At 59.4% G+C, this 14,546-nt stretch carries 10 protein-coding genes; 6 read left to right on the forward strand and 4 right to left on the reverse strand.

The features are described from left to right. Window positions 1-18: 18 nt before the first annotated feature. Window positions 19-1,020 carry a L,D-transpeptidase gene (locus AB6729_RS17180; RefSeq protein ID WP_371082883.1) on the forward strand — a complete coding sequence of 334 codons (1,002 nt, stop codon included), beginning with the start codon at window positions 19-21 and terminating at the stop codon, window positions 1,018-1,020. Between the two features lie 265 nt (window positions 1,021-1,285). Here the strand turns inward: AB6729_RS17180 and AB6729_RS17185 are convergent, their stop codons facing one another. After that, window positions 1,286-2,770, reverse strand: coding sequence for a PQQ-binding-like beta-propeller repeat protein (locus AB6729_RS17185; protein WP_371082884.1), 1,485 nt, complete (start codon window positions 2,768-2,770; stop codon window positions 1,286-1,288). A 290-nt stretch (window positions 2,771-3,060) separates the two neighbouring features. Here AB6729_RS17185 and AB6729_RS17190 point away from each other — a divergent pair, with 290 nt between their 5' ends. From AB6729_RS17190 to AB6729_RS17205, 4 genes are all read left to right on the forward strand, one after another. Next, a complete protein-coding gene (locus tag AB6729_RS17190) occupies window positions 3,061-4,332 on the forward strand; it encodes a UvrB/UvrC motif-containing protein (RefSeq protein ID WP_371082885.1) in 1,272 nt (423 codons plus the stop codon). Between the two features lie 102 nt (window positions 4,333-4,434). Next, window positions 4,435-4,986, forward strand: a complete 552-nt coding sequence (locus AB6729_RS17195; protein WP_371082886.1) for an FtsX-like permease family protein — start codon at window positions 4,435-4,437, stop codon at window positions 4,984-4,986. Between the two features lie 172 nt (window positions 4,987-5,158). Beyond that, window positions 5,159-5,509 carry an ArsR/SmtB family transcription factor gene (locus AB6729_RS17200; RefSeq protein ID WP_371082887.1) on the forward strand — a complete coding sequence of 117 codons (351 nt, stop codon included), beginning with the start codon at window positions 5,159-5,161 and terminating at the stop codon, window positions 5,507-5,509. After that, window positions 5,499-5,996 carry an SRPBCC domain-containing protein gene (locus AB6729_RS17205; RefSeq protein WP_371082888.1) on the forward strand — a complete coding sequence of 166 codons (498 nt, stop codon included), beginning with the start codon at window positions 5,499-5,501 and terminating at the stop codon, window positions 5,994-5,996. Before AB6729_RS17200 ends, AB6729_RS17205 begins: the two co-directional genes overlap by 11 nt. Before the next feature lie 473 nt (window positions 5,997-6,469). Here AB6729_RS17205 and AB6729_RS17210 read toward each other — a convergent pair whose 3' ends face one another. Beyond that, a complete protein-coding gene (locus AB6729_RS17210) occupies window positions 6,470-8,539 on the reverse strand; it encodes a beta-L-arabinofuranosidase domain-containing protein (protein ID WP_371082889.1) in 2,070 nt (689 codons plus the stop codon). 488 nt (window positions 8,540-9,027) lie between these two features. Here AB6729_RS17210 and AB6729_RS17215 point away from each other — a divergent pair, with 488 nt between their 5' ends. Further along, entirely contained in the window at window positions 9,028-12,375 is a 3,348-nt protein-coding gene (locus AB6729_RS17215) for an Rne/Rng family ribonuclease (protein WP_371082890.1), read from the forward strand. A gap of 273 nt (window positions 12,376-12,648) precedes the next feature. Here the strand turns inward: AB6729_RS17215 and AB6729_RS17220 are convergent, their stop codons facing one another. Then, a complete protein-coding gene (locus tag AB6729_RS17220; protein ID WP_371082891.1) occupies window positions 12,649-13,869 on the reverse strand; it encodes a PQQ-dependent sugar dehydrogenase in 1,221 nt (406 codons plus the stop codon). Window positions 13,870-14,083: 214 nt separating this feature from the next. Continuing rightward, window positions 14,084-14,317 carry a hypothetical protein gene (locus tag AB6729_RS17225; protein ID WP_371082892.1) on the reverse strand — a complete coding sequence of 78 codons (234 nt, stop codon included), beginning with the start codon at window positions 14,315-14,317 and terminating at the stop codon, window positions 14,084-14,086. Between the last annotated feature and the right edge of the window lie 229 nt (window positions 14,318-14,546).

Consider the following 14,546-nt stretch of genomic DNA (forward strand, 5'->3'; position numbering starts at 1 on the left):
TTCGGAGGCTTTGGATCTATGGGTTGGACGCGGCGTGACGTGGTGGCTGGTCTTGCGGCTTCGATGGTGTGTGTGGCCGTTGCACAAAAGAAGAAGCCCGCTCCGCCTCCTCCTGCTGAACCTCCTCTGACCGGGCCAGATGCTGCGGATACGATTCAGGGGTTGAAGCCGGGGCAGTATTTATGGGCTCCGTCGCTGGCTCCGGAAGGACCGGTGCTGGCGGTGGTGAGCCTGTCGCTGCAGCGTGTGTATGTGTATCGCAATGGTGTGTTGATTGCGGTGTCGACGCTGTCGTCGGGCAAGAAGGGACACCGGACGCCGACAGGTGTGTTCACGGTTTTGCAGAAGCAGGTGATGCATCACTCGAATCTTTATAACAACGCACCGATGCCCTACATGGAACGGCTGACATGGGGTGGTGTGGCGATGCACGCGGGGCATTTGCCGGGATATGCGGCCTCGCATGGGTGTGTTCGCCTGCCGTATGAGTTTTCCAGGAAGCTGTATACCGTGACGAAGCTGGGTATGACGGTGGTGGTGACGGATAGCGATGCGGTGCCGCGTGTGGCTCCTGCGCCGGATCTGCTGGAGGCTGCGCAGAGTGTGGAGCAGGCGCAGCAGGAACCGGTGATGTGGCAGCCGGAGAAGAGTCCGACGGGGCCGATGTCGCTGGTGCTGAGCGGGGCGGATCGCAGGCTGATGGTGCTGCGCAACGGTGTGCTGATCGGGTCGGCGACGGTGACGGTGAATGGGCCGATCACGGAGACGATGGGATTCACGCTGACGTCGATGGAGGGCGGGAATTTTCATTGGCTGCAGTTGCCGCTGTCAGGGCAATCACCGGAGCCGGGGCATGAGATGACCGCGGAGGAACGCTCGCGTGTACGGCTGCCACAGGATTTTCGTGTGGCGCTGGATAAGGAGATTGTGCCAGGTACGACGCTGCTGGTGACCGGGGATTCGATGCGGGCTTCGAGTGCTGGGGAGAAGGTTGTGGTGTTTGCGAGCGGTGGTTCTTAGGCCGCTGCTCTTCTGGGGAAATTGTAGTGGGCAGAGAAGAATGCAGGTCCTTCGACTTCGCTCAGGATGACGTTCTTTGAACGTATGAGCTTCGCTTTCGCGAAGCTGGTTTTTGGTTGTGGCTGGAAGGGATCGGCGGCCTTGGCGCGATGAAGTGTGTCGGGATTCTTCGCTTTGCTCAGAATGACGACCTTCGGTCGTTGATCGCGCTAAAACGCGCGATGCCCAGGAGAGCTTTCGCGCACCTGGGGCACCCGGTTTGTTGCTACTTCAGTCCGTAGATAACGATGGAGGATGAGCCGGAGGCCATGGGCCACGTGTTCGACTTCATGCCCGAGGTTACGGCGATGCGTTGTTTGCCTGCGATGGCGTAGCTGATGACGCCACCTCCGATTGCGCCTCCCGTGGCGGTCTTCCATGCGATGTCGCCGGTCTTTGCGTTGAAGGCGTAGAGGGTACCGCCGAGATCGCCTGCGAAGAGGAGATTGCCTGCGGTGGGTGTTACGCCTCCTACGACGGGTGCGGGTGTGTGGAAGCTCCATGCTTCTTTACCAGTGGCTGGATGGAATGCTTTGATCCAGCCGGTGGCTTGCGTGGGTGCGTCAAACGCGATTTTGGGTTTGGGTGTGGCGGTGCTGGAGAGGGTGGCGCACCAGTCGACGGCTCCGTTGTAGATGAGTTTGGTTGCGGGGGAGTAAGCGGGGTTGCTCCATTCGTTGCCGCCGAGTGTGCCGGGGCAGACGTGGATGCCTTCTTTGGTGAGTGGTGCGGTTTCGTTGCTGACCGTGGTAGCGTTTGCTGTCCATGCAGGTTTGCCGGTCTTGATGTCGCCTGCGTAGATGCGTCCGTCTTTGGTGGCGGAGGCGAGCATGGCTTTGCCGTTGATGGAATAGAGCAGCGGTGCGGCGGAGACTTCCCAGTCATGGAAGTCGTGCGCGACGGGAAGGTAGCTCTGCTTGATGGCGCCTGTCTTCGCATCGAGCGCGACCGAGAAGCTTACGTCGTCGCTGCTGGACGGGTTGCCGCCGGGTACGTAGAGCGTTCCGGTGGCTTCGTCGAGTGTGAAGGCAGTCCAGGGTGTGCCGCCTTCGTCAGCGGTGCCCTTTACTTTGGGTGCGGGGGCTGCGGGGCCGCGGGATTTGTCTTCCGCGGAGCGCGGGACCATGTACTGTTCCCAGATGATCTTGCCGGTGGCGGCTTCGATGCCATACATGCGGCCCTTGGTGGGTGCTTTGCTGCTGCCTGCGTTGCCGGTGAAGACCATACCCTTCCATGCGAGGACAGCGGCGGAGGTGGTTTCAAGATGCTTCGGGTCGCCCAGGGAGATGTCCCATAGCTTCTTGCCGGAGGCGGCGTCGTAGGCGAGCAGGCGCGCGTCCTGTGTGCCGCGGAAGACGCGGCCATCGGCGAAGGCTACGCCGCGGTTGGTGTCGTTGGGGATGGCCATCGTGTAGTCCTCGTGCGCGCGCCATTTTTCGGCGCAGGTGTTGGCGTCGATGGCGATGGTGTCATGCGCGGTGGTGAGGTACATGGTGCCTGCGACGACGACGGGGCCGGTCTGGAAGCTGCTTTGTGTCTTGAGGTCGTAACGGCAGAGCTCTTTCAGGTTTGCTGCGTTTGCCGGTGTGATTTCAGTCTGCGGGGCGAAGCGCTGGCCGTTGAGCGTGCGGTTGTAGCTGGGCCAGTCGTTGGTTTGTGCGTGGAGTGCGAGCGGCAGAAGGACGAGGCTGGCGGCGATGATGTGACGCATGATTTAGGCGAGGCTCCCGGCGCATGGCTTGTGTCACGGCTGCGTTTAAGAACGCGGTCTGTGCGTGCTATGCGGACATGGGGATTGTAGATGGTTCGGGTGTTGTGGTGGTGTTGGCTTCCTGTGGCACCGTTGTGGGCACAGAGGAATGCAGGTCCTTCGTTTCGCTCAGGATGACGAACTTCGTTCGTTTGAGCTTCGCTTTGCGAAGCTGGCCCACATCTCAGAATCGAGATGTGGGGCACCCGTCACCTCGGGCGCCCGCGCTGGTGAACGATAGAATCAGCTTCGTGGCAGCGGAACCCATCTTCGAGCATGAGATTGCGTTTGATCCGGCGCAGGCGGCGGATGCGCTGCGGCAGTTGCCTGCGGGACCAGCAGTGGTGGCGCTGTTTGGGCATGGTGCGACTGACCGTCCGCATTTGATGAAGAGTGCGAATGTGCGTCGGCGATTGCAGCGTTTGCTGGAGCCTGCGGAGGGGCAGACGAAACGGCTGAATCTGCGCGACCGGATTGCGCGGATTGCGTGGCGTGAGGCTGGCAGCGAGTTTGAATCGTTGCTGCTGCTGTATCGGGCGATGCACCTGGCGTTTGGTGCGGACGAGGCACGGAAGCGGATGCGGTTGTCGTCTCCGTTCACGATTCGATTTGCAGCAGAGAATGCGTATCCGCGAATTTATGTGACGAACCATTTGCGTCGGCGTTCGTTGCAGACGACGTTTGGGCCGTTTGCTTCGCGGCTGGCTGCGGAGCGGTATTGCGAGGCCGTGGAAGAGTTGTTTCAGATTCGCCGATGCTACTTCGAATTGCATCCTTCGCCGGATGATCCGGGATGCATTTATGGCGAGATGAAGAAGTGCATGGCCCCATGTCAGAAGCGATGCAGCGATGCAGAGTACAGCGCGGAATGTGAGCAAGTGCTCGCATTCTTGCGGACGCGTGGGGGCTCGCGCATTGCAGCCCTGGAGGCGGAGCGCGATGAGGCTTCTGCCGCGATGGAGTTTGAGCAGGCGGCGGCGGTGCATGGGCGCATTGCGAAGGTGAAGGCCGCGGCTGCGTTTGCGGATGAACTCGTGCAGCCGTTGAGTGAGTTGAAGGCGGTGCTGGTGATGCCTTGTCCTTCACGTGCGGAGGATGAGGCTCCGCATGTGGCGGTGTGGAGCTTTAGCGATGGATGTTTCTGCGGGCCGGAGCGAGTGTCGCTGCTGGGTGTGCGGCTGGCGAAGGAGCAGGCGGAGGTTGGGTCCAGCTTGTTTGCGCAGCCGATGATGTTGGCGGCTACTCCGGTGGATGGTTCGTCTTCGGGGTCTGCGGAGGAGCGGATGCTGGCTGCGGTTTCACGTTTGTTTGACGGCGGCAGTGGTGCGCGCGACATGGTGGAGCTTGGAGATCAGTTGTCGCTGTTGAAGCGTTGGTATTACCGGCCGGAGAAACAGCGGGTGGGTGCGATCTTCTTTCCGGTGCGCGGGGAGTGGCCGGTGCGGAGGATGGTGCGGGCTGCGGCGAAGCTGGTGGCGGGGCCGGTCGAGGTTGTTGCGAAGCTGGATGAAGTGCCCGAGTAGTTGCCGATGATACGCTGACTTGTCGATCCTGTAAGGGCTCAGATTTTCTGTGATTAGCTCATCGGCCACTCAATGTCCTTGGCCTTGATATGCTACGAGCCAATGATCTCCGCCCATCCACTGGTGACAGAACACCTCCGTCATAATGCTCAGCAAGCCGCGTTGGACTCTTTGGGAATAGCGTTAGCGGTCATGATGATGCTGACGTTAGCTGGAGCATCGCTTGATCCCGCCAGTCATCCGAATAAACTCATCGTTGCGGTGAGGTTCATGGTTGTCGCTGTAGCTTGGGTGGCAACGGGATCAACGTTTCTCTTCATGGTGGTCAACAGATACTCCCAAGTAAGAGAACGCACACGGCAATTCGCAATTCTCCGAGTTTTGGGTGGATCACTCTTCTTCATTCTGATCCTCCTTCTTCAGGAGACACTCCTCGTTGCTCTGCCGGGAACGATTGTTGGAATCCTCCTTGCCTACCTTCATGAATGGCTGATTTCAACTATTCTTGGTGGTTTGTTTGTGTTGCGGACTCCATACAGTTTTTGGCTGCCTGCTGGAACGATAGCTGCTTCAGTATTCTTCGTAGCTAGCTTTTGCGCTGCATGGCGAGCCACGAAACTCGAGGTGCTTGACGCGTTGGCATATGAAGACTGATTCGGGAAATCCCCGCCGTCAGTGGCCGGATAAGTAACGACAAGCCCACTTTTCGTTACGAAATCGATGTTGCCGGAAATACCGTTTTACGAGAGTTCGCCATACTCTCGTCCTGCATGTGCGCCGAACTTTCCGCTTGACAAGTCAGTAGTCAATCAACAACCATTTGGTTGTGAATAAACTGGACACAACATTTGCGGCTTTGTCTGACCCGACGCGGCGAGCCATGATTGAACGGCTTGCGCGTGGGCCAGCCTCGGTGCATGGGTTAACCGAGCCGTTTGCACTGTCGCAGCAGATGATTTCGAAGCACATTGCCTATCTGGTACGGGCACGGATTGTCGTCAAGACAAAGCGTGGACGAGAGAGCGTGTGCTCACTTCGTCCTGAGTCGATCAAGACAGTCAGTGACTGGGCCTTTAACTATCGCCGCCTTTGGGAAGAGCGCCTGGACAGGCTGGATGCGGTTGTAACTCAACTGAAGAAAGAGGAGATCAGCAATGGGAAACAGCATGGCAAATGAAACAGAGCGGATGACCATTACGCGAGTATTTGATGCGCCGCGTGAACTGGTTTGGAAGGCATGGACTGACCCGAAGTACGTGATGCAGTGGTGGGGGCCGAAGGGGTTCACAGCACCTGTTTGCAAGATGGATTTTCGCGTGGGAGGGAAATATCTCTGCTGTATGCGAATGCCGGATGGGCAGGAGTGCTGGAACGCTGGCGAATACCACGAGATCGTTTTGTACGAGAAGATCGTCTCCTCCATGTACTTCTCCGACTCGGAGGGAAACAAGATTGATCCAGAGCAATTGGGAATCGAACATGAGGTTGTAGAGGGGGCGTATGATACGACCCTGTTTGAGGATCTTGGAGATGGCAAGACAAAGCTAACTTTCATCGGAAATGAGCCCATGAAGGACGCAGCAGAGAGCGGTCAGCTGGAAGGCTGGAAAGAGATACTCGATAAGGTTGCTGACGTTGTCGCGAGGCTGGTGCAGGCAGCATAAGGTGGCGGCAGAAGCCCTGCGTTTCTGAAAGTGGTTCGTGCATCCGGTTTTGTGGCTGGAAGGCGTGTGTTTCTGTGGGGCTGGGGCGGTTCGTCGGGATTCTTCGCTCTGCTCAGAATGACGAACTTCGTTCGTTTGATCGCGCTTTGCGCGATGCCCAGGTTAGCTTCGCGAACCTGGGGCACCCGGTTTTGTGGCTGCTGGTGTGTTTTGGGTTTCCTGGTGCGTTGTAGAGGGTGTGGAGGAATGCAGGTCCTTCGGCTTCACTTCGTTTCGCTCAGGATGACGGTCTTTGACCGTAGGAGCTTTGCTGCGTTCAGCGTGATGTTCTTTGACCGTTGGAGCTTTGCTGCGTTCAGCGTGATGTTCTTTGACCGTTGGAGCTTCGCTGGACGCGCTTTAGTTCGTTGGATCGCGCTTTGCGCGATGCCCAGGTTAGCTTTCGAAGCTGGGCACCTGCTTCTGTTATCCGGCTAGGTCTTGATCTGCGGGAAGGCGGAGATGCGGAGTTTGGCTCCGGCGTAGGGGACCAGCGTGATGGTTTCTTGTGGGCGGGCGCTGGCCAGGTCTTTGCCGGTGAGCGGGCTTTCGGGGAGGGTGTTGGCTACGCCGTCGGTGCTGCGCCAGCGGTCTACCTGATGGGCTAGGACTGCAATCGTGACGGCTGGGGTTGCTGTCGCGAAGGGGCGGTCGCCTACTGGTTTTTCTTCTACCTTGAGATTTGGAACGGTGGATTCGTCTGCGGCTAACGCGTAGTTCCAGGGGCCGGTGGGGAAGACCTGCCAGTCGGCGGTGGGTTTGCGGTCTCGGAGCTTCATCCAGCTTTGGCCGGGGTCGAGGGAGAAGAGGAGCGGGCCGCGCTCGATGGCGAGGGAGTTGTGGAACCAGCGGGTTGCCCGGGGTTGCATGGGCAGCTTGATAAGGATGGTTTCGCCCGGCTGCCATGTGCGGTCGATACGGGTGAAGGCTGCGGGTTTGAGTGGTGTGGGCTGGCCTGCGATGGTGGCTGTGGCTGCGTCAGTCCATGCGGGGCCGCGCAGGTGTAGCGGGAAGCGAGTTGGCTTGTCGGCGTTGACGATGATGCGGACGGTATCGCGGAAGGGGTACTCGGTTTCTACTGTGACGTGGACGGGCGTGTTGCGGACTTTGGTCTTGATGTCACAGGGGGCGTAGAGGGTGATGGCGAGGCCGTCGTCGGGTGTGCGCATGGCGAGGCTGGCGGCGAATTTGGGCCAGCCCTGATGGAAGTTGGCGGTGCAGCAGCCGAAGTGCGGTTCGAGGCCGTAGAGGTTGGATTCGGGACCGTTGGTGCTCCAGGGTTTGCTGTTCAGGCTGCACTGGACCTGGTTGGGCTGCTGGTCGTACTGGTGCGCCCACATGTCGTCGGTGAAGGTGCCGGGCAGGGCGTTGTAGGCGATCTTCTCGATGCGGTCTGCGATGGCGGCGTCGCCGAAGGTGGCCAGGGCGACTTCGAGCGAGAACATGGTGTCGACTACGGTGCAGAGCTCGGTGCCTTGTACGGGGTTGGGGCCGGCGAGGTGCTCGTCGCAACTGAACATGCCGTTGGGCAGGCCGTGGTATTTGTCCAGCGTGGCGAGCTGGTAGGTGAAGCTGGCGTGTTCTTCCGGCTTGCCGTTGGAGCGATATTGGACGGCGGCAGTTTTCAGCGCCATGCCGTTGTTGACGCCGTGGGCCTGCATGGCGCGGTCGGGCAGCGGCGAGTCAAAGCCCTGCGGGCCGAGGATGGTCTTGTCTGTGGGTTTTTCGAAGGGGAAGTTGCGGAACTCGGCCTCCCAGTCGAAGCCCTGTTTTTGCAGGAGTGCGGCTAGTTTGGGGAGTTCGGGATCGTGCGTCTGGTCGTAGAGCCACTGGACGCCGAAGGCTGCGTCCTGCCAGCGGTAGAGGCCCCAGCTTTGCAGCGGGCGGGTGGGGAGTTCCGCGAGCTGGTGGTGGAAGTATTTCGTGAGGACGTCGGGGACGCGTTTGTCGCCGGTGGCTTCGTAGTGCTGGATGAGGACTTTGACCATGACCATGCGGGGCCACCAGTCGTTGTTGCTGGCGGGGCCGATCATGCCGTTGGGTTGCTGGTGGGTGAGTGTCCATTCGACCCAGCGGTTGGCTTTGGCTTTGAGTTTGGGGTTGTCGAGCAGGACGGCGAGGGGATAGAGGCCGTCGAGGAAGTAAGGGCCGCGCTCCCAGCTTTCGCCGGTGCCGCCGAGCCAGCCGCTGTTGTTGCTGAGGTCGGGCCAGAACTCGTCGAGGTGGCCGCCCATGCCATCGGCCTGTACCTGGAGCTGGCGACGGAGCCAGCCGGTGGGCTTGATTTCGCCCAGCGGGAGCGGCTGGAAAGCCGTTGGGGCCAGCTTTTGCTGCTGAGCCATGCCGCTGGGCAAGATGGTGGCGGCGGCGGAAAGAGTGCCGAGTTTCAGTGCGTCGCGGCGGGAAAGATGCATGGCTGGCAGGGATTCCTCAGAGGAGAAGGGTAGCGCCAGATTCCGTGAGATGTCACGCGGGTAGCCAGAAACGGGGTGGGTGATGCACAATAAAGGCAGGTTTTACTCCGTCTGCTGGCGCGTCTCGCCGCCGCCGGGGAAGTGTAGCCGCTGACGTGCGCAAAGGTCGCCGGGGCGGTTGAACAAGGTTTAGTTGTAACGAATTTGCAAGCTGCCGGTTACGGGCCATTGGGTCACGAAGGGCGGCTGGGTATCAGGTTCTGAACTACAGCAGTTGCTTTGCCGGACGGTAAACGGCCCCGCCTCCACCCCTTTGTAACGGAGGCAAGCGTGGTCACAAATCCGGAAGAGCAGTTGATACGAAGAGGCTTTGCAGGAATGCATCACTGGTCGCACTCAAAAGTTCCATCACCACCCGGAGAGCGTTTTGGCGCTCGTTCGGGGGAGCTTGTGCTGCGCCTGGAAGGCCTTGGTTCAGATCCCACCCTGCCGTTTGGGATTGTTTCGCGCTAAGACAAGCGCGGCTCCCGCACTGACCTGAAGTCTCTCGTAACCGCTGGCGGAAACGAGCAGGACACATGTCGAAGGAAATCTATATCTCTACAACGCCGCATGAGACGCGGCTGGCCATCGTCGAAGACGAACAACTGGCGGAGATCTACTACGAACGCGAGAACGAATACACACTCGCAGGATCTATTTACAACGGAAAAGTAACGCGCGTGCTGCCGGGTATGCAGTCGGCTTTTGTCGACATTGGCCTGGAGCGCGATGCATTCCTGTATGTCACCGACTTCATGGAAGAGCAGGGTGACTCCGCGGATTTCGAAACCAGCGAAAACAGTGGTGGCGGCGGTGGTCGCCGTGGCGGACGCGAGCGCGGTGGGCGTGAACGTGGCGGACGGGATCGTGAGCGCGGTGGCGAGCGCCGCCCGGCTGCGGACGCTTCCGCGGAAACCGAAAGCACCGTTTCGTTTGATGAGCCGATTGCACCCGCTCCAACCGAGGGCGTAGCGAGCATTGATGCGGATTCGACCGGCGGTAGCCGCCGTTGGCGTGGCCGCCGTGGGCGTCGTCGTGGCCGTGGCCGCGGTGAATCGCCAGCGGAGAGCGCAACGACTGCAGATGCTGAATCGGTGACGCTGGAAGGCGGCTATGACGAGGACGAAGAGACGACCTCGTTAGAAGCCGCTGCCGAGAGCAGCCCGATTGAGATTGATCTTTCCGCTGAAGTCGAGGCGCCTGCAGGAGTCGAGGGGCGTGAGCGTGGTGGCCGTCGTGACGATCGTCGCGGAGGCCGTGGTGGGCGTGATCGTGGCCGTAGCGGCGGACGTGATCGCGGTGATCGCAGCCGTCCGGCGGATGCTCCGCTGTATGACAACAGCTATGCGGGATACGACGCACCGGAGGAGTTGCTGCCGGAGTCCACGGGCGAGCCGATTGTGCTGCCGGGCGAGTCGATCCGTAAGTATCGCGATCCTGCGGAAGTAGCCGCAGAAGAGGAAGAAGCGCGGAAAAACGCGCCGCCGAAGCCTGAAGTGGTGACGGTCTCCGCACCGTCGATTGAAATTTTGGGCTGGGATGGCAGTTCGGTATTGCCGGGCGAGACGCTGTCGCGCCACAAGAACCGTGCGCCAAAGACTGCTGCTCCTGCTGTGGAACGGCCTTTGCCGCAACAGGTGGAAGAGGCGCTGAGCGTAGATGCTGGCGCGGCGCTGGATGCTGTGCCGGTGGCTCCGATTGCAGAAGATGCCGAGCCGGTGGCGCCTGAGGCTGAGTTTGAAGTAGCGTCCGTTGAGGTTGTGGAGGTCGCAGAGCCTGCTGAGTATGAGCCTGCCGAAGGTGAGAGCGCAAGTGTGAAGGATGAGACTCGTCGCGATCTTCGGCGCTTTGAGCAGGAGTCGGACAAGCCGGAGATTTCTGCTGAGGCAGAGGCGATCATCGAAGCTGAGACGGATGCGATTGGCGAGGGCACCGAAGAAGTTGAGTTTGTTGCGACCGAGCCTGCGGAAACAGTGGCTGCGGAAGAGGCCATTGAAACGGGTGCAGAGACTGACCCCACCACCTATGATCTGAACGCCGAATCGGATCCTGTTGCGGAGCCGAACTTCACCACGCTGCAGGCTTCAGGCGAGTTGCTGTCTGTAACGGCTGGTGTGGAAGAGCAGGGTGTGACGCCGATTGCGCAGCAGGATATTTATGAACCTGCAGCGCCGGTAGTTGTTGAGGGCGCTGTGCAGTCCGTGACGCTTGCTGAGGCGGAGACCACGCCGGAGCCGGTGGACCTTTCTGAAGAGGACGAGATTCAGCCGCGTATTCACGCGTATGGCGATGGCGACTTCCACGAAGAAGAGATCGACGAGGAAGATGAGTTTGAGTATGAGGCCTTGACTGGCCACGCGGACGACGAAGAAGACGAGTACGAAGAAGAGACGCTGGAGGGTTCGTCGGACCTGGGCGGCGTGCTGCACGAGATGCATCTGGATCGCGAAGTTCAGACCGAGGAGTTTGACGAGGAAGACGACGCCAGCGGCGGATTCACCGAGGCGGACTTTGCCGGTGGGGATGACGAAGAGGAAGAGGACGCTTCCGGGCCTTCGACCAGTGAACCGCGGCAGGAACGCAGCGAGCGCGGCCGCCGTGGTGGACGCGATCGTCGCGGAGGTCGTAACAGTGGTGGAGATCGCGGACGTGGGCGCAGGCAGTCAGTGCAGACGCAGGACCTGCCGGCGATCAACGAACTGCTGAAGCCGGGGCAGGAGATCCTGGTTCAGATTGCGAAGGAGCCGATTGCGAAGAAGGGTGCGCGTATCACTTCGCACATCGCTTTGCCGGGACGCTTCCTGGTGTTCATGCCGACGGTGAATCACACGGGTGTGTCGCGCAAGATTTCTTCAGATGAAGAGCGTCGCCGCCTGAAGTCGATTCTGCTTTCTGAGAAGGGCGATGCGCAGGGTGGATTCATTGTGCGTACGGCTGCGGATGGCGCCAGCGAAGAAGAGCTTCGCACCGATCTGCGCTTCCTGATCCAGATCTGGACAGACATCAAGCAGCGGTCGGAGACGTCGAAGTCGCCTGCGCTGATCTATCACGATCTGAACCTGGTGGAGCGTATTCTGCGTGACCAGGTGACGGATAACTTCTCTGCGATCTGGGTGGATACGGAGCAGGAATATGAGCGCGTGCTGCGCTTCCTGCAGCGCTTCCAGCCGTCGCTGGTGCGCCGTGTGAAGCTGTACACGAAGGAGACGCCGGTCTTTGAACACTTCGGCATCACGCAGGAGATTGATAAGGCATTGAAGTCAAAGGTGTGGCTGAAGTCGGGTGGATCGATTGTGATCAACCAGACGGAAGCGCTGGTGGCCATTGACATCAATACAGGCAAGTATGTGGGTAAGACGGCTCGTCTTGAGGACACGATTGTGAAGACGAACCTGGATGCGATCCCGGAGATTGTGCGTCAGATTCGCCTGCGCGATCTGGGCGGCATCATTGTGATCGACTTCATCGACATGGATGACCGTAAGAATCGTACGAAGGTGCTGCAGGCGCTGGAAGACGAGATGAGGACGGATCGTGCGCCATCGAAGATTCTGCCGTTCAACGATTTCGGTCTGGTGATCATGACGCGTAAGCGTGTGAAGCAGAGCCTGGAACGTACGCTGTGCATCCCGGACCCGATTACTGAAGGTACGGGCATGATCAAGTCGCCCATTACGGTTGCGAATGAAATCTATGTGGAGATGCGGAAGATGCATCGCCACCTGGAGAAGCAGGATGTTCTGCTGCGTGTGCATCCGGAAGTGGTGAAGACACTGAAGGGAAACAATGCGAAGCGTCTCGTTGAGTTGGAAGAGATGACGCGGAAGACGATTCTGCTGAAGAGCGATCCTTCCCTTAGCCCTGAGGCGTTTGATATTCACTAAGCTGTTGTTGGAGCTATGAATAAGAGAGGCGGATGCGATTGCATCCGCCTCTCTTATTTGCGTTTCAGTTGTCCAGGAAATATCGGAGTTGCAAGAGAGGAAAGCAGGTCCTTCGGCTTCACTTCGTTTCGCTCAGGATGACACATCTTTACCTAAACCAAGATTGGGATCGGCTGAGGCTAGGTGGCTTTCAATTGCAAATGCCCACGTCTCAGGATCGAGGACGTGGGCATTCTTTGTTCTCTTGCTGGTGCTTTGTTCGCAGCGGTTGGCTTACTTGGGGGTTACGCGGTAGACGCCGCCCTTTACGTCGTCTTCGAGGAACCAGAGGGCTCCGTCGGGAGCCTCTTCCACGTCGCGGATGCGCTTGCCCACGTCCCAGCGCTCTGCGGGTTTTGCAGTAGAGCCGGTGATGATGACGCGGTTGAGCGTGTGTGTGGCCATGCCGCCCATCAGCACGCTGCCGTTCCACTGCGGGAACAGCTTGCCCTTGTAGAACATGATGTTGCCGGGAGCGATGATGGGTGTCCAGTAGATGAGGGGCTTCTGGAGGTCAGGGCGCGTGTCCGGGCTGGGGATGGGCACGCCGTTGTAGTTCACGGCGTAGGAGACCAGCGGCCAGCCGTAGTTCTTGCCCTTTTCGATGAGGTTCAGTTCGTCGCCACCGCGGGGGCCGTGCTCTGCTTCCCACAGCTTGCCGTCGGGGGCGAAGGCAAGGCCGTAGGGTGTGCGGTGGCCGCTGGTCCAGGTTTCAGACGGGCTGAGGTTGGGGCCGGGGAAGGTATAGGTGCGAAGGACCGGCGCGGTCTTGGCGGCTTCCGTGTCTGATGGCGGGTCGATGACAGGGACGGTTGCAGTGCCGGTCTTGCCAGCCCACGGGTTGCCGGGTGCGGGTTTGCCGTCGAGCGTGAGGCGGAGGATTTTGCCGAGGGGCTGGTTGGGATCTTGCGCGGGTGTCATGCGCTGGCGGTCGCCTACGGTGAGGTAGAGGAACTTCTTGTCGGGCGAGAAGGCGATTGCCGCGCCGAACTGGCCGCCCCTTCCACGCTCGCCATCGCGCCAGATGACCTTCAGGTCTTCGAGGCTGGCGGCGTTAGGCTTCAGATCGAGACGGGCCTTCGCGAGCGCGAGGCTGGAACCGCCGGGTTCTCCGGGTTCGGAGTAGGTGAGGTAGACGCTGTGATCCTTCGCGTAGAACGGCGAGAGGAAGACGCCGAGTTGGCCGCCCTGACCGCCATACAGTACCGGCGGAACGTTGGTGACGGGGATGCTTTCACCCTTCTGCGTCATGAGAACGACGCCGCCGACCTTTTCCGTGATGAGCATGCGACCGTCCGGCAGGAAGGCGATGCGCCAGGGATAACGCAGCGTGGCCACCTGCGTCATGGTGAAAGGTACGCTGGCTTCGGGCTTCTGGTTTCCTGCGTTGATCTGTGCCAGGGCAGAATGTGCAGCAAGGGACAGGACGAATCCTGAGAGGACGAACCGCTTCATTGGTGTTCCTTCCTGTGGGGCGTTCAGGTTTTAAGAGATGACGGATACCAGCATACGATGCACGTTGTTTTATGTGCATGAAAGATTGCGCCGTCGTGGCATAAGAAATCGATTCACGAAGGTGTGCAGGCTTGGATAGGTTTTCCCCTATGCATGCACTGATTGGACTGGTCCTGCTTGCAGTCGTTAACGCCGTGGTGGCGCTCCATCGAATTCAGGGATGGCTTTGAACCGTAATGCTGTCCATGCCGCTGAGCCTGTGAAGCAACGCTTCAATGCGATACGCATGCTGCACTTCGCAGTCGAAGCGCACCGTGATGGTGATGGTGTTCTGGCTGCTTTCGCCTGTGAAGGAGCGGATGTTTACTCTCTGCGTCTCAAAGACCTGAAGAACTCTCTGGAAGAAGAGATGTGTCTGCGTTGCGCTTAACTGGAATGTCCATGTCATAAGTCGGTTCCTGCTGAAAATGAAAATGCCACCTACCCGCTTGGGTGGTGGCCATGAGCTTGTCGGAATGTAAAAGCGTTAAGTCGCTATCCGGCCACCCACGGCAGAAGTAATGGAAATCGGAAGAATCGCACACACGGCATATACCTGTGCGCGAAGCGAAGATCCGAGTTGGAGGGTGGTCGGGTACATATGTGTCTTGTCCTGAGTTATATCAAATCGCCCTTTT

It is taken from the genome of Terriglobus sp. RCC_193 (assembly GCF_041355105.1).
GTDB lineage: Bacteria > Acidobacteriota > Terriglobia > Terriglobales > Acidobacteriaceae > Terriglobus.

Bases quoted from the DNA above. Each gene is read 5' to 3' on its own strand.
- AB6729_RS17180 (WP_371082883.1), top strand. From the start codon at position 19: ATGGGTTGGACGCGGCGTGACGTGGTGGCTGGTCTTGCGGCTTCGATG.
- AB6729_RS17185 (WP_371082884.1), bottom strand. From the start codon at position 2,770: ATGCGTCACATCATCGCCGCCAGCCTCGTCCTTCTGCCGCTCGCACTC.
- AB6729_RS17195 (WP_371082886.1), top strand. From the start codon at position 4,435: ATGATCTCCGCCCATCCACTGGTGACAGAACACCTCCGTCATAATGCT.
- AB6729_RS17205 (WP_371082888.1), top strand. From the start codon at position 5,499: ATGGCAAATGAAACAGAGCGGATGACCATTACGCGAGTATTTGATGCG.
- AB6729_RS17215 (WP_371082890.1), top strand. From the start codon at position 9,028: ATGTCGAAGGAAATCTATATCTCTACAACGCCGCATGAGACGCGGCTG.
- AB6729_RS17220 (WP_371082891.1), bottom strand. From the start codon at position 13,869: ATGAAGCGGTTCGTCCTCTCAGGATTCGTCCTGTCCCTTGCTGCACAT.
- AB6729_RS17225 (WP_371082892.1), bottom strand. From the start codon at position 14,317: ATGACATGGACATTCCAGTTAAGCGCAACGCAGACACATCTCTTCTTC.